This is a genomic window from Corallococcus sp. 4LFB (genome assembly GCF_046520365.1).
Classification (GTDB): Bacteria; Myxococcota; Myxococcia; order Myxococcales; family Myxococcaceae; genus Corallococcus; species Corallococcus caeni.
Window position 1 is genome coordinate 1 of sequence record NZ_JBKGHJ010000090.1, and the last position, 20,544, is coordinate 20,544.

Here is a 20,544-nt window from a genome sequence, read left to right on the forward strand (position 1 = left end):
GGCGGCACGGGCGCGGAGCCGGGAGCGGGCGCTGGCGTGGTCGCGCACGCGGAGACGAACAGCAGCGCGGCGAGGGCGGAGCGCAGCGGGCGGAGTGTGGGCATCGGGTGAGGCCTGCTCGGGTCGGGACGGAGGGGGGCGCGGGGCGCGTGAGGCCTGGCGGAACGAAGTCGGAGGGAAGCACTCATCGCGCGGTCTCCTGGCGCACCGGGGTGGCGGAGGCGGTGGTGGGCACCAGCCAGCCCACCGTGCGGTGGTCGGGGTTGAAGATGCGGGCGGCCAGCGCCTTCACGCCGTCGAGGGTGACCTTCTCGTAGCGCGTGGGTGCGTCGAGCAGGGCCTTCCAGTCCCCCCGGAAGGTGGCGGCGCTGCCCAGCTCGCGGGCGCGGCCGTCGTTGGTCTCCAGCTTGCGCCAGAAGGTGGCCAGGGCGACGTTGCGCGCCTTCTTCAGCTCCGCGTCGGTGACGCCGTCCTTCGCCACGCGGGCCAGCTCCGAGGTGAGGAGCGCCTCGGTCTTCGCCAGGTCGCCGCCCGGCGGCAGGTCCACGTAGAACCACGTGAGCGTCGGGTCGAAGCCGCCGGCGGTGGTGCCGCGGACGCGGATGGCCACGCGCGCCTCATCCACCAGCTTGCGGTGCAGCCGCGACGAGTCGCCGTGGGTGAGGATGAGGCCCAGCAGCTCCAGCGTCTCCGCGTCCGGGTCGTTGGCGGCGAGGCCGTGGTAGGCGACCTGGAGCAGCGGGGACTGGGCCAGCCGCTTCACGACGATGCGCCGCTCGCCCTGCTGCTCAGGCTCCTTGGTGCGCACGGGCTCCGGCGCGGGCTGCGAGGGGATGGTGCCCAGCGTGGCCTCCACCTGCTCGAAGACGCGGGCCGGCTCCACGTCGCCCGCGATGACGAGCGTGGCGTTGTTGGGGGCGTAGTAGGTCTTGAAGTAGCGCTGGAGGTCCTCCATGCGCCAGGACTCGATGTCGGACGGCCAGCCGATGACGGGGATTTGATACGGGTGCGCGACGAAGGCGGTGGACTGCATCTGCTCCTGCAGCGCGCCGCCGTTGTCGTTGTCCACGCCGGAGCGGCGCTCGGAGTAGACGACGCCGCGCTCGGACTCGATGACCTTGGGGTCGAAGGCGAGCGACTGGAGCCGGTCCTGCTCCAGGTCCAGGATGAGGGGCAGCGCGGAGGACGGGAACCAGTCCAGGTAGACGGTGACGTCCTCGGAGGTGAAGGCGTTGTTGGCGCCGCCGTTGGCCTCCATGACGCGGTCGAACTGGCCGGGGCCGTACTTCTTCGCGCCGTTGAACATCATGTGCTCGAAGAAGTGGGACAGGCCGGTGATGCCGGGGCGCTCGTTGCGGCTGCCCACGCGGAACCAGTTGGCCAGCGCCACGTTGGGGATGTCGTGGTCCGGCCAGACGACGACGGTGAGCCCGTTCTTCAGCGTGCGGGCCTGGATGTCGGAGCCCAGCTTCGCGGCGGGGGAGGAGGCGGCGGCGGGCTTCGCGGACGGCTCGGGGACGGCCTGGGCCCCCGCCTGGGGCGCACCCAGGAGGGCCAGACAGGCGAACCACGACAACGGAGGACGGGACATCCTTGCTCCTGGGGAGGGACCACGGCGGTGCCCGGGAACGGGCGGCAGCGCACCCTATTCCAGAAACGCCGCGCGGGTGCGCGGCTCCGGCTCAGTCCTGGGGAGCTCCCGCGCCAAAGCGCAGCAGGCCCAGCAGCTGTGCGGGCGACAGCGCGGCGGCGCCGTCCGCCTCCGAAAGCAGGCTGTCCGCCAGGTCCCTCTTCTCCGCGTGGAGGGCGAGGATGGCCTCCTCGATGGTGCCTTCCGACACGAACCGCGACACGGTGACGGGGCGCGTCTGCCCGATGCGGTGGGCCCGGTCGGAGGCCTGGTCCTCCACGGCGGGGTTCCACCACGGGTCCAGGTGGAGCACGTGGTCGGCGCCGGTGAGGTTGAGGCCGGTGCCGCCCGCCTTGAGCGAGATGAGGAAGAGCGCGCCCTCCCCTCGCTGGAAGGCCTCCACGCGGGCCTGCCGCTCCACCGCGGGGGTCCGCCCATCCAGGTACTGGAACGGGATGCCCCGCGCCTCCAGCGCGTCGCGCACCAGGGCCAGGTGGCGCACGAACTGGCTGAAGACGAGCGCGCGGCCCCCTTCCGCCAGCAGCTCGTCCACCCGCTCCAGGACGCGCTCCAGCTTGGAGGAGGACAGCCCCGTGTCCGGATCCACCAGCCGGGGATGACACGCGGCCAGCCGCAGCCGGGTGAGCGCGGCCAGCATCTCGAAGCGCTGGTCTCCGCCAGGGGCTCCCTCGCCCAGTCGCGCCAGCGCCGCGAGCCGCACGTCGTCGTACAGGCGCCGCTCCGCGTCCGACAGCGTGACGGGCACCACCGTGTCCACGCGTGGGGCAGCTCACGCGCCACCTGGGCCTTGGTGCGGCGCAACAGGAAGGGGCGCACCAGCCGGGCCAGGGACGCGCGGGCGTCCGCGCTCCGGTCCCGCTCGATGGGAACGGCGAAGCGGGCGTGGAAGGACTCTCGCCCGCCCAGCAGGCCGGGGAAGAGCAGGTGGAAGAGGCTCCACAGCTCGGAGAGGCGGTTCTCCACCGGCGTGCCGGTGAGGGCCACGCGGGCCTCGGCCTTCACGCCGCGCAGCGCGCGGGCCCTGGCGGTGTCCGGGTTCTTCACCGCCTGCGCCTCGTCCACCACCAGCGTGGCGAAGGTCACGTCCGCCAGCTTCGCGGCGTCCCTCGCCAGCAGGCCGTAGCTGATGATCAGCGCGTCCCGTGGCCCCAGCAGGGACGGCAGTGCGTCCCGGTCCGAGTCCTGCCACACGTGCACGCGCAGCGACGGCGCGAAGCGGGCGGCCTCGCGCACCCAGTTGCCGCGCAGGGACGTGGGCGCCACCACCAGCGCGGGCCCCGCCGCCGCACGGGACAGCAGCAGCGCCAGCGCCTGGACCGTCTTGCCCAATCCCATATCATCCGCGAGGCACGCGCCCGCGCCCCAGGAGGCCAGCCGCGCGAGCCACGTGAAGCCCTCGCGCTGGTAGTCGCGCAGCTCCGCCTTCAAGCCCCGGGGCACGCGCACCGGACGTGCGTGGGCGTCGTGGATGCGCTTCGCCAGCTGGCGCCAGTCCGGAGGCGCCTGGACGCGCGCGCCGGCCTTCTCCAGCGTCTCCAGCACGGGCGCCGCCGCGGCGCTCACCTCCAGCCCCTTGCGTCCCGGATGCGCCACGTCCGCGAGCGGGGTCAACTGCTCGCGCAACGCCTCCGTCAGGCGCAGCCATCGCCCCTTCCCCAGCGGGACGTAGCGCTGGCGGCGGCGCACGGCCTCCAGCAGGACCGCCAGCTCCACGCGCGCGCCGTCCAGCTCCACGCCCCCCTTCGCGCCGAACCAGTCGTGCTCGCGCAGGACCTGGACCCGCACGTTCGCGGTCTCCGCGCGCGTCACCGACCATGGCTGTTCCGCCCACTCCACACGGACCAGAGGCCCCGTGAGCGGTTCCAGTGCCTCCAGGAGCTGGAGCGCGTCCTCCGCGCTGTCGCGCGTGAAGTGATACATCCCGGCCGGCAATGACAGACGTGCGAGGAGCGCGTCCGCCTCCGCGCGCTCCGCGTCCAGGGCGCGCCGGACCATGACGCGCTCATTGCCGCGCTGGCCCCGGACCACGGGAGCCCCCTCGCCCAGGGGCTGGGGAGCGGCCTCCGGAAGGGGCCTCACGAGGAGCGAAACCTCCAGCGCGGAGTCCTCCACCGCGCGCAGCCGCACCAGCAGGCCCGGGCTCGCCTCCACGGGGCGGGGCTCCAGGGACGGCGGCAGCGCCACGGGGAAGGCCGCCTCCAGCGCGGAGAGGTGGCTCAGCAACGCCTCGCGCTGGTGTTCGGACACATAGACGCCGTGGCGCGCCAGGGATTCGAGCAGGGGCACCGCGCCCGGGGGAACGGACACCAGGGTGACGCTCGGCCCGCCGGGCTCCACGAGCAGCCAGGGCTGGGGAGCCTCCGACCCACCGGGAGGTGGCGTCAGGAGCGCTGGGGACACGGGGCGTCCGTCCACCGCCGGCCGCAGGCGCAGGGCCTTTGCGTCCTCTTCCAGGGCGAAGCCCAGCGGCGCTTCCCGCACCCGCGCGGCCGCGTCCGGAGCGTCGGCCAGGCGGAGGCGGGGGCTGTGCGCGAGCGAGCGCAGGGCCTGGAGCAGCAGCGTGTACGACGCGCCGTCCCCGAGGCCGTCTCCCAGGTACGCGCCGTTCCTGTCCATGCGCTCCTCCGCGTCGAGGAGCGACCAGGCATGGCGTTCGTCCGGATCCTGGAGCGTCCGGAGCGCCTTGTCGCGGTCGTACCAGGTGACGGCGCGGCCCTGGGAAAGGCCGCCCCTCTTCGCGGGCACGTGCAGGTAGGGCTGGAGCCGCCAGCCGCGCGGGGATTCGGGCTCCAGCCGGAAGGTGACGAAGTCGCCGGCCGCCGGAGCGTCGTGCACCGCCTGCGCCAGGAGAGACCCTTCCAGCGCGGACAGGAGCGCACGGCCCGGCGCTTCGAACAACAGCTCCGCCAGCCTCGCGGCGACAGCGGCGTGCTTCGGAAGCACCAGGAACGCCAGCGCCGCGTCCACGGCGGTCAAGGCGTGGACACAGCAAGCCTCGTCCGCCCTGGGCGAGCACGGACAGCACAGGCCGGGGCGGCCCTCCATCATGGCGCGAGGGTCGAGCACCACGTCGCCCCCGTCCTCCTCCGCGCCGTACGCGTCACGAGGCTCCCATGCCGCCAGCTCCGGCTCCTTCACGAGCAGCCGCAAGGGGGCCTCCTGGAGGATGGCCCTGGGTGCGGGCGACAGCAGCCGGGGCATGGCCTGAGCGCGGATCCGCGCGCGGCTCCGGGCGAGCGCATCCCGCAGCGGCGCGAGGCGGTCGTCCGTGGGTGGAGGCAACGGCGTCGTGGGGGCTTCACGGGCCAGCCCCCGCGACACGCGCCCTGCCTCGACACGCACCCAGTGCCAGGCGGCCTCCGCGAGGACGTCCTCATTTGCGCCCCTCAAGCGCCGCAGCTTCGAGGTGCCCTCCAGCACATCCACCACCGTGGCCTTGCGCAGCACGGGGAGCCAGCGTCGGGTGAAGGGCCCGGGCAACAGGGGCGCCAGCACCGCCACGGGCACCGTGCGGGCACGCTCGACGTGGTGCTCCTCGAGCCACGCCTGGATTGCGTCGGGCGTGGCGGGCCGTGAAGGGGCTTTCGCGAGGCGCGGGGAGGCGGGCAGCGTGGGTCGAGCAGGGGGCGCGCGCTTTCGCCCACGGGGAGCGGAGGCGCGGATCCACTCAAGTCCGACCGCGATCGCGTGCGCGCAGACCCCTTCGCTCCAGTATCTGTCGCATTCACACCCCAGCAGCAGCTCTTCGGAATCGGGTTCCGCGCTGATGGACGCATTGAACGTGTGCATGCGCCCTTCGGTGACGGTTCCCCGGAGACAGCCCAGGGAAGGCGGCACCACGTCCACCGCTCTCCGGGCAAGCAACCGCCGGGCTTGCTCGAGGACCTGCTCACCGGCCACCTCGCGAAGGTGGTCCACCGTGAGGCGCTGCTCGAGCAGGACTTCTGACGCGGAGGAGGAAGAGGAGGGCATCAAGCCGAAAAGCTACCCATGGGGTAGCCTCCCAGCGAGCCCTGAACTCAAGTTGTCACGCCGGAGCCGCCGTGGACAGACCTCTGGCGGCCCGGCGAGCGCTCCCACCGGACGCTATGCGCCCAGCACCTGCCGCAGCACGGCCTGGAAGTAGTTCGTGCTGCCGATGTGGCCCGCGTGCAGCTTGGCGGACTGGTGGAGGCGCTGGGCGACGGCCTCGAACTCCGCCTGGCTGACGTCGCGCAGGGACAGGTACAGGCGGGCGGCGGCGCGCAGGTAGGAGAAGAGCGGGTTCTTGTGGTGGCCGTCGGGCCGGCGCGCGAGGTGGCGGTAGAGCTGGGAGAACTCCTGGTCGACCTCCGCGTGGCGCGTGTCGCGGCAGAAGCCGGCGGCGGTGGCCTCGATGAGGAAGAAGAACGGCTCGTACTCGGGGAAGGGCGGCCGGGTGAAGTCGGGGGGTTGCTTGTTCCCGGTCCACAGCGCGGAGACGGGCTGCAGGCGCACGTGGGCGGTGACGTCGCCGAAGCGCACGGGCACCTCGTCGCCCACGGGCTTCACCTGGCCCTGTTCGTCCCGCTCCACGGGGATGAACAAGCGCATGGGGTCCTCCACCTTCACGCCCGCCTTCTCCAGCTCCGCCACCACGTTCGCGTCCATTGCGTTGATGTTCCTCCGGGACACCGATCTACCGCGTCGCGCCCGGATGTGCACCCGGGACGCGGAGGGACCGCCACGCAAGGCGCCTGGACCCAACGGAGGCCCGGCCCGGATGAACCGCGGGCTCCCTCCCGTATTCCCAACCTGCCCCGCGGGCCCCCCGTACCGGGAGTACCGTTGACAGCGTGGAGGCGAAGACCTGGAATGAAACACAGTCTTTCCAGAGGTGACGCATGTCACAACGCATTCCCCCGATGCTCATGCTGTGTCTGGCTTTTGGTGGTCTTGTCACGGGCTGCGGCGGAGGCAGCCTGGAGGCGGTGAGCACCTCCGAGTGCTCCACGGGCATGAAGTGGACGGGCGGCGACAGCGGCAACGCCCTGATGCATCCCGGTGGCAACTGCATCCAATGTCATGCGGACCGGGGCGAGGGGCCGAAGTTCGTGGTGGCGGGGACCGTCCAGGCCACCGCGCACGAGGCGGACGACTGCGCGGGCCTCGAGGGCGCCCAGGTCGTCATCACCGACGCCAACCAGAAGACCTACCCACTGACGGCCAATGCCGCCGGCAACTTCTTCCTCAAGGCCGGAGACGCGAAGGACTTCGCGTTCCCCTACACCGCCCGCGTCACCCACGGTGGCACCCAGTGGGCCATGAACACCGCACAGGGCACCGGGGCCTGCGGCTCCTGCCACACCGTGGCCGGCGCCAATGGCGCCCCCGGACGCATCAGCCCCCCGTAACGACACCGCCCGCCAGCGCGGACAAAGAAGAAGGGCGCCGGACCGGAGTCCGACGCCCTTCAGATTCTTCGTACGGGTGTGCCCAAGGGCGGAATCACCAAGGCCGCTGCCAATATCGCCAAGAAAATTGGTAAATCGGCTTCGTGCTTGAAGAAGGCTCCCGGCTCTTTGGTACTTCGACCAGGACGGCGGTGCTCATGGCCATCCGTCTGCTCGAAGGAACCTATCCCAGTGAGTTGGCTGCGCTGCTTGGCGTACGCCTCTACACCGTCCAATCCATCCTGACGTCGCTCGAACGGGAAGCCGTCATCGCCAGCCGGCTGATGGGGCGAACGCGGATGGTCTCCCTGAATCCCCGGTACTTCGCGCACGCGGAACTCAGCGCGCTGCTCTGGAAACTTGGCGAGAGCGACACGACGCTCCAGAACAAGCTCGCCGCGCGACGGCATCGTCCTCGCCGAGCTGGCAAGCCGGGGCTCTTGTGATCGGGCCCTCTTCGTCGCTCACGGATATCGCCTTCGCCGTGTGCACGGCACTGGATCGCAAAGGATTCCATGCAGTGCTCACGGGTGGAAGCGCGGCGACCTACTACGCGCCGGAAGCGTACCAATCAGGAGACCTCGACTTCGTTATCACCCTGAAGGGAACAGGAGGCGAAGCGGCGCTGGCTGCGCTCGGCTTCACCCGAAAGGGAGACTTCTACCGTCACCCACGCTCGCACTTCCTCAAACCCGGCAAACGCGATGACCGAAGGGCTCGCCGAACCCAGGTTCCTGCTCTCCCAAAGGGAAGCGGCCCGGCTTCTCGGCATTGGCCACGGGGGTACGCGCTACGACGCTCAGCGCACGAAACGACCGCGCCCCGACGTGGCCGGAACGCGGTGGTTCCTCAAGTTTGCATCGAGGCTAGCTCCTGGCAGGTGGCACAACGCCAAGGTACACACCCAGCAGACGGACGGGCTCCTTCTCGGAGAACGGGTCGAAGGCCAACGGGGAGTAGAGCGGATTCAAGGACTCCAGCCGGTAGCCGCTGGCCGAGCGCGCCAAGCGCTTCACCACCACCGCGACACTCTCGTGGTCCGCCTGCAACTGCTGGACGAGGACGATCTTACCCTCGGGTACGGAGTCGTTCAGGCGTCGAAACACGGCGATGGAACCATCTGCAATCTGGGGTTCCATCGATTTTCCGGCGACCCTTACGGCGAACATGTCCGTGGAAAGGGCGCCGATCGCCGTGGCATCGACCCAGCCATCCACTTCCTGTTCAACGACACGTCCAGCACCCCAGGGTCCCGCCGCGGCCCGGACATCGTAGAGCGGCAAGTGAGTCCTGAAGCGCTCGTCATCAGCAACGCTGGCACGAACAGGGGACTCCTGGGGCCGTGGCGGATCCGAAGGAACTCCCGGGCTCGGCTCATCCTCCAGGCTCCGCTTGAGCCGCTTGGGGTCAGGGGCCAGGAACACGACCCGGTCTCCCATCCGGTGCAGTGTTTCCAGTTCGTGCAGAAGGCGGCGTGATCTCGTACTGACGCCCGAGACGATGCACTCCTGTCGTGAGCGGGTCAGCGCGACGAACAGGTGATTCCGGTTCACGACCTCGCCTTCGACTCGTTCGACACAATCAAGACCTGTGACGAAGACGACGCGAGACTCGTTGCCCTTGGCTCGATGGACCCCCGTCACGGTGACCGCACCTGCACGGCGAAACTCTCTGGGGTTTTCCTCCGTGGAATGAACGACGACGCCCGCCTCACTCAGCCTTTTGGCGAGGCGTTGGAGTTCGTCCTTGAAGCCCAGATGGACGACCATGATCTGTTCGGCTCGGACTCCGGTCCGCACCTGCTCTTGGACGCAACGTGCGCAGGCCTCGAATTCCGCCTCGCGATCCGCGAAGCCCTGAGATCTCAGGAGGGATCGGCGAGGCATCGGCAAGGAATCCAGCGGATGGCCCGAATTCGCCATCGAGCGCACCAGCACGACTTCGGCACCGGGACTCGCAAATCCGCCTGTCTCGACTGAGTAGCCGATGTCCTGCCAGCCACTCTTCGTGGTGATCGCCTGAACCGGGCCCTCCGGCCGCAGGAGGCCCATTCCGACCGCATGGGCTGCCAGCAGGATCTGACGTGGCGTGCGATAGCACCTCCGCATGATGTGGCTCTTGTAGATGCCTCCCGGGTATTGGCCAGCGACATCCACGAGCAACTTCCCGTCGGGGCCGCGGCCGAAGAGGTTCTCCGACGTTGGAATGGTGAGATGGTCCAGGCTCTGAGCCTCGTCATAGGCCCAGATCAGGCGCTTCGGAGCCTTTAGAACTGCGTACGCCAGTCGATAAAAGTCTGACAACAGATCCTGGCCTTCGTCGACGAGCACCGCATCGAAGAGTTCGGGGACCCTCCCCAGTTCCAGGAGCTCGCGACACGCGACAGCCAGACTCTCTGAGATGGTGGTGCCCTTGAAATCGTTCGAGGTACGGGCTTTGCGCCCCATGGCCTGCGCTGTGACGTAGTAGAGGCCGGGGCCCGTCGTCCTGCCGCCCCAGGCATGCATGACCCGCAGCTTCCGCCAGTTCGGCTCCGAATCGCCCAGATACCGGCACAGCTCCGTGATGTAGCTTTGGATGACCTGATAAAGGCTCTTTGTATTGAAAGTGAATGCAATATCCCAATCCGGATGCGCGAGATGCATCCGTGCCGCCTTGATGGCCAGGAGCATCGTCTTACCGGAGCCCGCGATGCCTCGGATCCGCTGCGGACCCGGTGGAATCTCCACTCCAATACTCACCTGCTCCAGATCCAGGGCGGCAATCCTCGTCTCGCTGGCGGCGACACGGGCGGCGGTGCCAGCGAATCCTCCCCTCTTCTGGATCTGCTCGATGACCGTGCCAAACCCCAGGACTGCACGCGCCTTCTGCCACTCCTCATTCGTCAGACGTGAGCGACCTGCCGTTCCGGCGAAATCGCCAAGTCGCCTGCGCAGGGTGACGGGGCCCAGCTCGTCTTTATGAAGGATGGCCGGATTGCACGGCAGTAAGGTGAATCCCTTCGCGGCCCACTCGGCACGGGGGACGTTGGGAAGGGCCACCAGCGCGTGATGCTTCAGGCGATCATGCAGCAGAGGCACGCTGTTGAAGCGCTTGAGCGCCGACCACATCTGCGCTTCCGCCTGGGCATATGGCTCCTCGATGCCCTTGTGCCAATCAGCCATGTGCCAGGTGTGCCCTTCCATGCGGGACACGTGGCGAGCCTGCAGGTCCTTGACCTCGATGATGAGCAGTCCCAGGTCCCGATGAAGCATGAGGATGTCGGGCTCGTGGCGAAAGCGCCCTCGGGTCTCGAAGAAGGGATACCGCAGGAAGCAGAGTCCCTCGTCCTGGCGGAACGCCTCTCGGAGAGCGTTGAAGACCCGTGCTTCCCCGGTCGTGGCCTCGGTGGTCTGAAAGAACTCCATTTGCGAGGAACCTCCGAACCCGATGCACGGGCAGGGCAACGCCTACCGGCCACGTCAAAGGATGCATCACGATGCTCGCACATCGGGTGCGGCCGGCCCACCCGGCCCGCAGCGGGAGACCAGACATATGGGGGTGAATGGGAAGGGACCGGCGAGCATCCCGGCCAGTCTCAAAGAGTGTCTGTCATCACTCGATGGCGGCGATGAGCAGGCCGTGCGGCACTTCGGGCCCAGCTTCGGTGTGCACCGGAGCCAGCACCTGTTCCGCGGCGCTGGCCTGGGAGCACGCGAAAAGCAGAAGGGCGCCGGACCGGAGTCCGACGCCCTTCAGATTCTTCGTACTGGTGTGCCCAAGGGCGGAATCGAACCACCGACACGGGGATTTTCAGTCCCCTGCTCTACCGACTGAGCTACTTGGGCGTACCGCGCACCGCGAGCGGCAGCGCCGATTTACGGTCACTTGCCCGCGCCGTCAACCTCTTTCCGCCAACCCTCCCCCCTCGCCCGACACTCAGGCCGCCAGCCGGGGCGACTCGCTGTCCCAGGCCGTGCACCCCGCCGTCAGACGCTGGCGCAGCTTCTGGCGCAGCCCCTGCTCGATCTGCCGGATGCGCACCGCCGTCACCCCGAAGCGCCTCGCCAGCAGCTCCGCGCTCACCCCGTCCTCCGCCAGCATCCGCTCCTTCACCAGCGCCCGCTCCCGGGCGTCCAGCTCCGGCCAGGCCTCCGCCACGCTCTGGTGCAGCTTCTCCGCCCAGGCGCCCCGGTCCGCCAGCTCCTCCGCCGAGTCCTCCTCCGACTCCAGCATGTCCAGCCGCGTCACGTCCCCCTCCCACCCCAGGGGCGCGTTCAACGACACGTCCTTCGCCAGGGCGTCCGCCCCCCGCGCCACCTCCTCCTCCCGCTTGCCCAGCGCCTCGGCCAGCCGCTTCGTCACTTCCGGATGGCCCTCGCCCCAGCGGGCCTCCAGCCGCGCACGCTCGCGCCGCAGCTGGAAGACGATCCACGGCGCGCGGCCCCCCGCCACACTCCAGGTGCGGGACACGTACGCCCGGATGCGCGCGCGGATCCACTGCTGCGCGTAGGCGCCGAACGGCACACCCCGCTCCTCGAACCGGCGCGCCGCCTCCACCAGGCCCACGTTGCCCTCCGACATCAGCTCCTCCAACGACAGCCCCGTCCAGCGGTACTTCCAGGCCAGCCGGCGGACCAGCTCCAGGTGCCCCCGCACCCGCATCTCCACTTCGGCCGAGTCCACCTCGGCCCCGACAAGCTCCACCGTGGACTCGCGCTCCCCGTAGATGGCTTCCATGAACGCAACCTCCCCAATCAGTCCCCCGCGCACCCATCGCGCGGTGACGGAGGTAGAGATAAGCGACCGCGACTCTTAAAAAAATGAGCTAGTTTGGATGAAACCCTTCGGTTAAACCTAAGTCATGGCGTGGCTCAACTACCACCATCTCCTGTATTTCTGGACGGTTGCGCGGGCGGGCAGCATCGCCAAGGCGAGTGAAGAGCTGCACCTCGCCCAGCCCACCATCAGCGCTCAAATCAAGCTGCTGGAGGAGTCGCTGGGCCACCAGCTCTTCGAGCGCAAGGGCCGCAAGCTCGTGCTCTCCGACGTGGGCCGCACCGTCATGCGCTACGCGGATGAGATCTTCCGCCTGGGCAACGAGCTGAAGAACGTCGTCTCCGGCCTGCCCACCGGCCAGCAGCTGCGCCTCAACGTGGGCGTGCTCGACGTCATCCCCAAGCTCGTCGCCGAGCAGCTGCTCAAGCCCGCGCTGGAGGCCGGCCCCTCGCTGCGCATCATCTGCCGCGAGAGCCCCCTGCCCCAATTGCTTGCACAGCTGGCGTTGCATGAGCTGGACGTGGTGCTCGCGGACGCGCCCGGCTCCGAGCCCGTCAGCGTCCGGTCCTTCAACCACCTGCTGGGCAAGTGCGGCGTGACGTTCTTCGCCGCCCAGCCGCTCGCGCACCTGCGCAAGGACTTCCCGCGCTCGCTGGACGGCGCGCCCATGCTGCTGCCGTCGGAGGAGTCCTCGGTGCGCCGCTCGCTGGACCTGTGGTTCGAGCGGCTCGGCATCCGGCCCCTCATCGCGGGCGACTTCGACGACAGCGCGCTGCTCCAGGCCTTCGGACAGAAGGGGCACGGCATCTTCGCCATGCCCTCCATCATCGACGCCGAGGTGCAGCGGCAATTCAACGTCACCGCCATCGGGCACACCGACGAAATCGAGCAGTGCTTCTACGCCATCACCGTGGAGCGCCGCCTGCGCCACCCCGCCGTCGTCGCCATCGCCGAGGCCGCGCGCTCGCATATCTTCGGTGGCTGAGACTCACCTGGCCGCCCGGAACACCTCCGCGCCCGCCACCACCGTGGCCAGCACTCGCGCGTCCACCAGCGCGGCCGCGGGCCCCTCCAGCGGATCCGCGGACAGCGCGACGAAGTCCGCGTCCAGGCCGGGCTTCAGCCTTCCGCGCCGCGCCTCCTCGAAGGACGCCCACGCGGGCCCCACCGTGAAGCCCTCCAGCGCCTCCGCCGCGCTCAGGCGCTCCTCGGGATACCAGCCCCCTTCCGGCCAGCCCTTCGCGTCCTGCCGCGTGCGCGCCGCATAGAGCCCCGCGAGCACGTCCGGGTTCTCGATGGGGAAGTCGCTGCCCAGCGCCAGGTGCGCGCCCGCGTCCTTCAACGTGCGCCACGCGTAGGCGCCCTTGAGCCGCTCGCGCCCCAGCCGCGTCTCCGCCCAGGGCATGTCGCTGGTGGCATGCGTGGGCTGTACGCTGGCCACCAGCCCCGCCGCGCCCAGCCTCCGGATGTCCTCCAGCCGGAGGATCTGCGCGTGCTCCACGCGGTGGCGCAGGGCCTGCGTGCCCGTCCGCTCCGCGCCTCGCAGGAGGACGTCCACGACCAACGTATTGGCACGGTCTCCAATGGCGTGGATGCACACCTGGAAGCCCCGGGCCATGAAGGCCTGCGCGCGGGCCTCGAGCTCCTCCGGCGCGAGGAGCAACAGGCCGCGCTGGCCGGGCTCGTCGCTGTAGTCGTCGTGCAGCGCCGCGCCCCGGCTCCCCAGCGCTCCGTCCGCCAGGAACTTCACCGAGCGCATCGCCAGGTGCCGCCCCTGCCAGGGGCCCTGCTCCAGATAGGCGTGGCGCTGCTCCCCCTGCCCCGCCGCCATCGCGTACACACGCAGGGGCAGCGTCCCCGCCGCGTCCCACGCCTGCAGCGTGCGGAAGGCCTGGAGGTCCATACCCGCGTCGTGCACGCCCGTGAGCCCGACCTGTGCGCAGCGCTCCAGCGCGGCTCGCAGCCGGGTCTCCAGCTGCTCGCGCGTGGGCGCGGGGATGGCGGCCTCCACCACGTCCATCGCGTTGTCCACGAGGACGCCGGTGGGTTCGCCCCTCGCGTCGCGGAGGATGCGGCCTCCTCGCGGATCCGGCGTGTCCCGCGTGAGGCCCGCGCGGCGCAGGGCCTCGCCGTTCACCCAGGCCGCGTGATGATCCACCCGCATGAGGTACACCGGCGTCGTGGGGAAGCGCGCGTCCAGCTCCGCGCGGCCCGGGAACGCGGCGCCGGGCCACTCGTTCTGGTCCCACCCCTTGCCGAGCAACCAGTCCCCCTGGAAGCTCGACGCGGGCGCCTTCGCCAGGCGCTGGACCACGTCCTCCACCGAGGGCGCCTTCTCCAGGCGCGCGGTGGTCAGGCTCTTCCCCAGGCCGTGCAGGTGCGCGTGCGCGTCCACCAGACCGGGCACCACCGAGGCCCGGCCCAGGTCCACCTCGCGCGCGGTGGAGCCCGCGGCGGCGCGCACCTCCGCGAGCGTCCCCACCGCGAGCAACCGCCCGTCACGCACCGCCAAGGCTTCCGCGCGCGGACCTGCCGCATCCAGCGTCCAGATGCGCTCCGCCCTGTAGACCGTCGTCTCCGCCGTCATGGCGTGGAGACTACCCGCCCTCCTGGGGGGTGCCACCGTCCACGCCCGGCGCTTCGATGGGGCCCGCGGGCCCTCCCCGGTCGTTGGGCACGTTCTGGATGGGCTCGCGGGCCGTGTCCGGGCCCTGGATGGGCATCTGGTCCTCGGTCCCCGCAGGCTGGGTGGTCTTGCAGGCCACCACTCCAGCGGTCAGGCCCAGAGCAGCGATGAGCAGCACGGCACGGCGCATGAAACCTCCTGGGAGGATATCGAGAGGTCGACCCTAGGGAGGTGCGTCCTCCTCCAGCAACGCGCATCCCCTGCAACGTCCAACATCGGATGCACAAGCAGGACGCCGGGCCCTTCCTGCCCGCATGCCCTCCAGGCCCCCGGCTTCACGCACCGGTCATCCAAAGGCTCAATGCACACCGTTGTCCGAGTGCGTGTGCGCACGGTGCGCGCACACCGGGGGCGGCCATGCGGGAGCACGTCGACAGGAGGGGCTGGCGCCGTCACGTCCTCTGGGGCTGGCTCCTGGCGTTCCTCTTCGCGGGCGTCGTCGCTCCGGCGGCTCCCGCGTCACCGTCCTTCGTCGCGCGCTGCGAGCTGGAGGGCGTGGTGGATGCCGGGTCGGGCGCGTACCTCGCGGACTGCGTGAAGCGCGCGGAGGACGGTGGGGCCACGGCGCTGCTCGTCCGGTTGGACACGCCGGGCGGATCCTTGGAGGCCACCCGCGCCGTGGTGCGAGCGTTCCTGGGCTCGCGCGTCCCCGTGCTCGTGTGGGTGGGGCCTTCCGGCGCGCATGCCGGCAGCGCGGGCGTGTTCATCTCGCTGGCCTCCAACGTGAGCGCCATGGCGCCGGGGACGAACATCGGCGCGGCGCACCCCGTGGGGCTGGGGGGCGAGGACGTGGAGCAGCGCGGTGGCGAGCAGCTGGCCCGGAAGGTGGTGAACGACACGGTCGCCTTCGCGGAGGGCATCGCGCGGCAGCGGGGCCGCAATCCGGAGTGGGCCGCGGCCGCCGTGCGCGACAGCGCCAGCGTCCCCGCGGACCGCGCCGTGGAGCTTCGCGTGGTGGAGCTCGTCGCGCCCACCGAGGCCGCGTTCCTCTCCGCCGTCGACGGCCGCCGCGTGGAGGTGGCCGGGGGTGACACCGTGACGCTCGCCACCCGCGACGCCCAGGTGGTGTCCCTGGAGCCGGGGCTGTCACAGCAGGTGGTCCATGCGCTCGCGCAGCCTTCCATCATCTACCTGCTGTTCCTCACCGCCGCGCTGGGTCTGGTCGTGGAGTTGTCCCATCCGGGCGCGGTGGCACCGGGGCTCATTGGCGGCGTGGCGCTGGTGCTGGCGTTGATGGCTTCGGCGACGCTGCCGGTGCGCTCGGGCGCGCTGGTGTTGATGCTCGTGGGCGTGGGGCTCATCGTCGCGGAGCTGTTCATCACCAGCGGCCTGCTGGGCGCCGCGGGCGTGGGCCTGCTGATACTGGGCGGCGTGTTCCTGGTGGACCGCTTCGAACCGGGCTGGTTCGTGGAGCCGTCCTTCCGCCTGTCGTGGGGCGTGATGCTGCCGACGGCGCTCCTGTTCGCGGGAGCGGCGGCCTTCATCGCGTATCGCAGCGCCCAGACCCGCAAGCTGCCGCAGCGGGGCGGTGACGCGGGGCTCGTGGGCGAGGCGGGCACGGCGCTGGGCCCCGTCACGCCCTCCGGCGGCGAGGTGTTCGTCCACGGCGAGCGCTGGCGCGCCGTCTCCTTCACCCCCATCCGCGAGGGCGCGCAGGTCGTGGTGCGCGCCGTGGAAGGGCTCACCCTCACCGTCGCGGAGTCGATGCCATGAACGAGCTGTTCGGAGCCCTGGGATGGCTCATCCCCCTGGCCCTGCTGTTCCTCCTCTTCCTCTCCGGCGTGCGCATCGTCACCGAGTACCAGAACGGCGTCGTGTTCCGGCTGGGCCGCTACGTGGGCCTCAAGCGCGCGGGCTTCCGCTGGCTCATCCCCTTCATCGAGCGGATGGTGATCATCGACCTGCGCACCGTCGCGCGCGACGTGCCCCCGCAGGACGTCATCACCAAGGACAACGTCAGCGTGAAGGTCAACGCCGTCGTCTACTTCCGCGTCATCCAGGCGGACAAGGCCGTGCTCCAGGTGGAGGACTACCTCTACGCCACCAGCCAGATTGCGCAGACGACCCTGCGCGCCATCCTGGGCCAGGTGGAGCTGGACGAGCTGCTGTCCCAGCGCGAGCGCATCAACCGCGAATTGCAGCAGGTGCTCGACGCGCGCACCGACCCGTGGGGCGTGAAGGTCTCCAACGTGGAGGTGAAGCACATCGACCTGCCGCTGGAGATGCAGCGGGCCATCGCGCGGCAGGCCGAGGCCGAACGCGAGCGCCGCGCGAAGATCATCGCCGCGGAAGGCGAACACCAGGCCGCGGAGAAGCTGGCCCTGGCCGCGGACGTGCTCAGCCGCAACCCCGCCACGCTCCAGCTGCGCTACCTGCAGACGCTGGTGGAGATCACCGGCGGCGGCAACCACACCATCCTGCCCATTCCGCTGGAGCTCCTGCGCGCGTTTGGCGCCGTGACCGCGCGGCCCATCCCTCCGGAGGAGCCCCGGGAGGAGGAGGACGAGGACGCTTCCCACGGCCTGTCCTGAAACGACGAAGGTCCACCCGGGCGCGAGGCACGGATGGACCTTCCGGGTGAGGCGCGGCGACGGCGGGATTACAGCTGGCCGCTGTCTTCAATCTTCACGGGCTGGCGCGTCGCGCCGGACTGGCTGCCCACGCCCTCGATCTTCTTCACCACGTCCATGCCCTCGACGACCTTGCCGAAGACGACGTGCTTGCCGTCGAGCCACGCGGTGGGGACGGTGGTGAGGAAGAACTGCGAGCCGTTGCTGTTGGGGCCCGCGTTCGCCATGGAGAGGAAGCCCGGCGAGGTGTGCTTGTGCTTGAAGTTCTCGTCCGCGAACTTCTCACCGTAGATGGACTCACCGCCGTAGCCGTTGCCGAGCGTGATGTCGCCGCCCTGGCACATGAACCCCGGGATGACGCGGTGGAAGGGCGTCCCCTTGTAGTGCAGCGGCTTGCCGCTCTTGCCGGTGCCCTTCTCACCCGTGCACAGGGCGCGGAAGTTCTCGGCGGTCTTGGGAACGTCGTCGGAGAACAGCTCCATCACGATACGACCGGCGGGCTGGCCACCAATCGACATGTCGAAGAAGACCTTGGCGTTTGCCATGTTCACGTGCTCCACGGTGAGGGTTGAGCCAGAGAGGCTGCGGAATCCAGCGCGATGCCAGGCGCGCGAGCCGGGACGTACCAGACCCTCGCGTCTCGGAGGCACCCGCTAGCACCTTCGCGTGCGCTGCGGAACAAATTCAGGCCTTCGGTGGGCCGCCCGGCTGCCCGTTCCGGAAGAGGTCCTCGCGCTCCAGCGCGGGTGAAGCGATGGCCCGCGCGAGGATGGCGTGGCGGCGGTCCAGGATGGCCACCGCCTCGCGCGGGAGCGAGCGGCGCGCGTGGCCCTCCGGCAGCGTGCGCCACTCCCGGACCCTGTCCCGCATGCGCGCGGTGATGCGGGAGATTGGGTTGTCCAGGCCGTCCACGACGACGTTCAGGCCCCCTTCTGTCCCGCCGCCCGCCCGGACGCCGCCTCCGCATCGCGACACCACCGCTGACGAATCGCCACCGACGTCTTGACACCACAACTGTCACGACCTACTGTCAGGTTCGTGAGCACGCCCAAGACACAGACGGAGTGGAAGCTGGCCGCGCTGGCGGAGGAGGTGGGCGTCTCGCCTCGCACGGTCCGCTATTACGTCCAGCGGGGCCTCCTGCCCGCACCGCCCTTCAAGGGGCCGGACACGGTCTACGGGGAGGAGCACCGGGTGCGGCTCAAGGCCATCCGGGTGCTCCAGGCGAGGTTCCTGCCCCTGGACGCCATCCAGGCGGAGCTGGCGCGGCTGTCGCTGGAGGAGCTGCGCCGGCTGGCGGAGACGCCGGTGGGCCCGGGGACGTTGCCGGAAGAAGCCCCCCGGCTTCCGACCCCCAGGCGTCCGGGAAAAGACCCGACGGTGGAGGTGGCGCGTTACCAGCGCTGGCTCCTGGCGCCGGGGTTGGAATTGCACGTGTCGGAGCAGGCGGAAGCGAAGGTCCGGGCGCTGGCGGAGCGGGTGCGCGCCCTCATCGAAGAGTCCCAGGAAGGAACGCCGTCATGAACGAGCAGGCGAAGTGTGGGCTGTTCACGCGTGAGGGGGCCCAGGTGCCCCTGCAGGGAGTGGAGGTCACCGGGGAACTGCTCGGGGGGCACGCGCGGGTGCGCGTGGCGCAGCGCTACCGCAACGACGAGAAGAAGCCGGTGGAGGCCCTCTACACCTTCCCCCTGCCCTCCGACGCGACGCTCAGCGCCTTCTCCATGACGTGCGCGGGCCGCCGCGTGGCCGGCGTGGTGAAGGAGCGCGAGGCGGCCTTCCGCGCCTACGACGACGCCATCACGGAAGGGCACGGCGCGGCGCTGCTGGACCAGGAGCGCGCCAACGTCTTCACCGCGCAGGTGGGCAACCTGCTGCCGGGCGAGGAGACGCTGGTGGAAGTGGAGTTCCTCCAGACGCTCACCTCCGAGGAGGGCAGCGTGCGCTGGATGCTGCCCACGCTGGTGGCGCCCCGGTACATCCCCGGCCCGGTGCACGGCGACCGCACGAGCCATGGCAGCGCGGCCCCGACGACGCGGGTGCCGGACGCGGACCGCATCTCCCCGCCCCAGGGCCCGGGGGCGGACTACGGGCTGCGCATGGACCTGCTCATCGACGTGGGCCGTGACGTGGTGGTGGAGAGCCCGTCCCACCGGCTCACCGTCACGAAGGAGGGCACGCGCACGCGGGTGAACCTCCAGCGCGACTCGCTCCGGCGGAGCCTCGCGGGCGACGAGGTGGAGCTGAACCGGGACGTGGTGCTCACGATGCGCAACGCCAACCCGGACGTGATGCTCACGCCCGTGGTCGCGCACCGCAAGGCGGAAGGGCCGGGCACGTTCGCGCTCACGGTGGTGCCGGACCTGCTGAACCTGGCGGCGGCGCCACCCCGGCAGGAGGTGGTGTTCGTGGTGGACACGTCCGGCTCCATGGCCGGGGACAGCCTGCCCCAGGCCCAGGCCGCGCTCCGGCTGTGCCTGCGCCACCTGCGCGAAGGCGACCGCTTCAACGTCATCGCGTTCGAGAATTCGTTCCGCTCCTTCTCCGCGCAGCCGGTGCCGTTCACCCAGCGCACGCTGGAGCAGGCGGACGCGTGGGTCGCGGGGCTGAGGGCCCACGGCGGCACGGAGCTGCTGGAGCCGATGGTCGCCGCGATGAAGGCCGCGCCGGACGGCGTGGTGGTGCTGCTGACGGACGGTCAGGTGGGCAACGAGAACGAGATCCTCAACGCGGTGCTCGCGGCGCGCGGGTCGGGGCGGGTGTTCTCGTTCGGCATCGGCACCAACGTGAGCGACGCGCTGTTGCGCGACCTGGCGCGGCGCACGGACGGCGCGGTGGAGTTCATCCACCCGGGGGAGCGCATCGACGAGAAGGTGGTGGCGCAGTTCTCACGGGCGCTCGCGCCGCGGGTCACCGACCTGGAGGTGCGCTTCGACGGCGTGGAGGCCAGCGAGCTGGCTCCGGCCACGCTGCCGCCGCTGGTGGACGGCACGCCGTGGACGCTCTTCGGGCGCTATGCGCAGGCGGGCACGGGCAGCGTGACGCTGAAGGGGAGGTCGGGCCGGGAGCCCTTCTCCCTCACGGTGCGGCTGGACCTGCCCTCGCTGTCGGACCGGCCGGTGGTGGAGAAGTTGTGGGCCGCCGAGCGCATCCGGGGCTGGATGGACGCGGGGCTGGTGGGCCGGCGCGCGGAGGCGATGAAGGAGCGCATCGTGCGGCTGGCCGTCGAGCACCAGCTGGCCACGCAGTACACGTCCTTCGTGGTGGTGGAGGAGCGCCAGGGCGACCGTCGCGCGTCAGGCACGCCGGAGACGCGCGTGGTGCCGGTGAACGCGCCCGCGGGCTGGAGCATGTTCAACCCGGCCCCGGGGGACGTGGGCGACGATGAGGTGGAGGGAGGGCTCGCGCCGGCGAAGGCGCCCGCGATGAAGCGGATGGCCTCCAAGCCGGCTGCCGCCCCGGGCGATCGCC

The 20,544-nt window shown here is 70.4% G+C and carries 16 protein-coding genes, 1 tRNA gene and 1 pseudogene; 7 read left to right on the top strand and 11 right to left on the bottom strand.

Features of this window, described 5'->3' with window-relative positions; translation table 11 throughout:
- Nucleotides 1-184: 184 nt before the first annotated feature.
- The 4 genes and pseudogenes from ACLEQD_RS12590 to ACLEQD_RS12605 all read right to left on the bottom strand — a co-directional run bounded on the left by ACLEQD_RS12590 (nt 185) and on the right by ACLEQD_RS12605 (nt 6,280).
- Nucleotides 185-1,591, bottom strand: coding sequence for a M16 family metallopeptidase (locus ACLEQD_RS12590; RefSeq protein WP_410383873.1), 1,407 nt, complete (start codon nt 1,589-1,591; stop codon nt 185-187).
- A 91-nt stretch (nt 1,592-1,682) separates the two neighbouring features.
- A complete protein-coding gene (locus tag ACLEQD_RS12595; protein WP_410383900.1) occupies nt 1,683-2,288 on the bottom strand; it encodes a DEAD/DEAH box helicase in 606 nt (201 codons plus the stop codon).
- Nucleotides 2,289-2,470: 182 nt separating this feature from the next.
- Nucleotides 2,471-5,623, bottom strand: a pseudogene (locus ACLEQD_RS12600) (SNF2-related protein); the annotation flags it as partial.
- Between the two features lie 114 nt (nt 5,624-5,737).
- Nucleotides 5,738-6,280 carry a hypothetical protein gene (locus tag ACLEQD_RS12605; RefSeq protein ID WP_410383875.1) on the bottom strand — a complete coding sequence of 181 codons (543 nt, stop codon included), beginning with the start codon at nt 6,278-6,280 and terminating at the stop codon, nt 5,738-5,740.
- Nucleotides 6,281-6,600: 320 nt separating this feature from the next.
- On the opposite strand from ACLEQD_RS12605, the gene ACLEQD_RS12610 reads away from it, so the two are divergent.
- Together ACLEQD_RS12610 and ACLEQD_RS12615 are read left to right on the top strand one after the other, a co-directional pair.
- On the top strand, nt 6,601-7,023 hold the full coding sequence (locus ACLEQD_RS12610; RefSeq protein WP_410383877.1) for a hypothetical protein: 423 nt from the start codon (nt 6,601-6,603) through the stop codon (nt 7,021-7,023).
- Nucleotides 7,024-7,220: 197 nt separating this feature from the next.
- Nucleotides 7,221-7,508 carry a hypothetical protein gene (locus ACLEQD_RS12615; RefSeq protein ID WP_410383879.1) on the top strand — a complete coding sequence of 96 codons (288 nt, stop codon included), beginning with the start codon at nt 7,221-7,223 and terminating at the stop codon, nt 7,506-7,508.
- Nucleotides 7,509-7,928: 420 nt separating this feature from the next.
- Here ACLEQD_RS12615 and ACLEQD_RS12620 read toward each other — a convergent pair whose 3' ends face one another.
- From ACLEQD_RS12620 to ACLEQD_RS12630, 3 genes are all read right to left on the bottom strand, one after another.
- On the bottom strand, nt 7,929-10,469 hold the full coding sequence (locus tag ACLEQD_RS12620; protein ID WP_410383881.1) for a S24 family peptidase: 2,541 nt from the start codon (nt 10,467-10,469) through the stop codon (nt 7,929-7,931).
- Between the two features lie 347 nt (nt 10,470-10,816).
- A tRNA-Phe gene (locus ACLEQD_RS12625) sits at nt 10,817-10,889 on the bottom strand.
- Nucleotides 10,890-10,980: 91 nt separating this feature from the next.
- Nucleotides 10,981-11,781 carry a sigma-70 family RNA polymerase sigma factor gene (locus tag ACLEQD_RS12630; protein WP_410383883.1) on the bottom strand — a complete coding sequence of 267 codons (801 nt, stop codon included), beginning with the start codon at nt 11,779-11,781 and terminating at the stop codon, nt 10,981-10,983.
- A gap of 124 nt (nt 11,782-11,905) precedes the next feature.
- On the opposite strand from ACLEQD_RS12630, the gene nhaR reads away from it, so the two are divergent.
- Nucleotides 11,906-12,805 (top strand): transcriptional activator NhaR, encoded by a 900-nt coding sequence (gene nhaR, locus ACLEQD_RS12635; protein WP_120551277.1) that lies wholly within the window; start codon nt 11,906-11,908, stop codon nt 12,803-12,805.
- Between the two features lie 3 nt (nt 12,806-12,808).
- On the opposite strand, the gene ACLEQD_RS12640 is transcribed toward nhaR, so the two are convergent.
- Both ACLEQD_RS12640 and ACLEQD_RS12645 read right to left on the bottom strand, forming a co-directional pair.
- Nucleotides 12,809-14,407: an amidohydrolase gene (locus ACLEQD_RS12640; RefSeq protein ID WP_410383885.1), complete on the bottom strand. Its 1,599-nt coding sequence runs from the start codon at nt 14,405-14,407 to the stop codon at nt 12,809-12,811.
- Between the two features lie 10 nt (nt 14,408-14,417).
- Nucleotides 14,418-14,636: a hypothetical protein gene (locus ACLEQD_RS12645; RefSeq protein WP_410383887.1), complete on the bottom strand. Its 219-nt coding sequence runs from the start codon at nt 14,634-14,636 to the stop codon at nt 14,418-14,420.
- Between the two features lie 227 nt (nt 14,637-14,863).
- Here ACLEQD_RS12645 and ACLEQD_RS12650 point away from each other — a divergent pair, with 227 nt between their 5' ends.
- Nucleotides 14,864-16,219, top strand: coding sequence for an NfeD family protein (locus ACLEQD_RS12650; RefSeq protein WP_410383889.1), 1,356 nt, complete (start codon nt 14,864-14,866; stop codon nt 16,217-16,219).
- A complete protein-coding gene (locus ACLEQD_RS12655; protein WP_410383891.1) occupies nt 16,216-17,037 on the top strand; it encodes a slipin family protein in 822 nt (273 codons plus the stop codon). The genes ACLEQD_RS12650 and ACLEQD_RS12655 overlap by 4 nt, the downstream gene beginning before the upstream one ends.
- Nucleotides 17,038-17,105: 68 nt before the next feature.
- Here the strand turns inward: ACLEQD_RS12655 and ACLEQD_RS12660 are convergent, their stop codons facing one another.
- Together ACLEQD_RS12660 and ACLEQD_RS12665 are read right to left on the bottom strand one after the other, a co-directional pair.
- Complete coding sequence (locus tag ACLEQD_RS12660; protein ID WP_410383893.1) at nt 17,106-17,621, bottom strand: peptidylprolyl isomerase; 516 nt, start codon at nt 17,619-17,621, stop codon at nt 17,106-17,108.
- Nucleotides 17,622-17,760: 139 nt separating this feature from the next.
- Entirely contained in the window at nt 17,761-17,988 is a 228-nt protein-coding gene (locus ACLEQD_RS12665) for a hypothetical protein (RefSeq protein ID WP_410383895.1), read from the bottom strand.
- 126 nt (nt 17,989-18,114) lie between these two features.
- On the opposite strand from ACLEQD_RS12665, the gene ACLEQD_RS12670 reads away from it, so the two are divergent.
- Nucleotides 18,115-18,600, top strand: coding sequence for a helix-turn-helix domain-containing protein (locus tag ACLEQD_RS12670; protein WP_410383897.1), 486 nt, complete (start codon nt 18,115-18,117; stop codon nt 18,598-18,600).
- The coding region (locus ACLEQD_RS12675; protein WP_410383898.1) for a VIT domain-containing protein at nt 18,597-20,544 on the top strand (1,948 nt) is incomplete at its 3' end. The genes ACLEQD_RS12670 and ACLEQD_RS12675, both read left to right, overlap by 4 nt.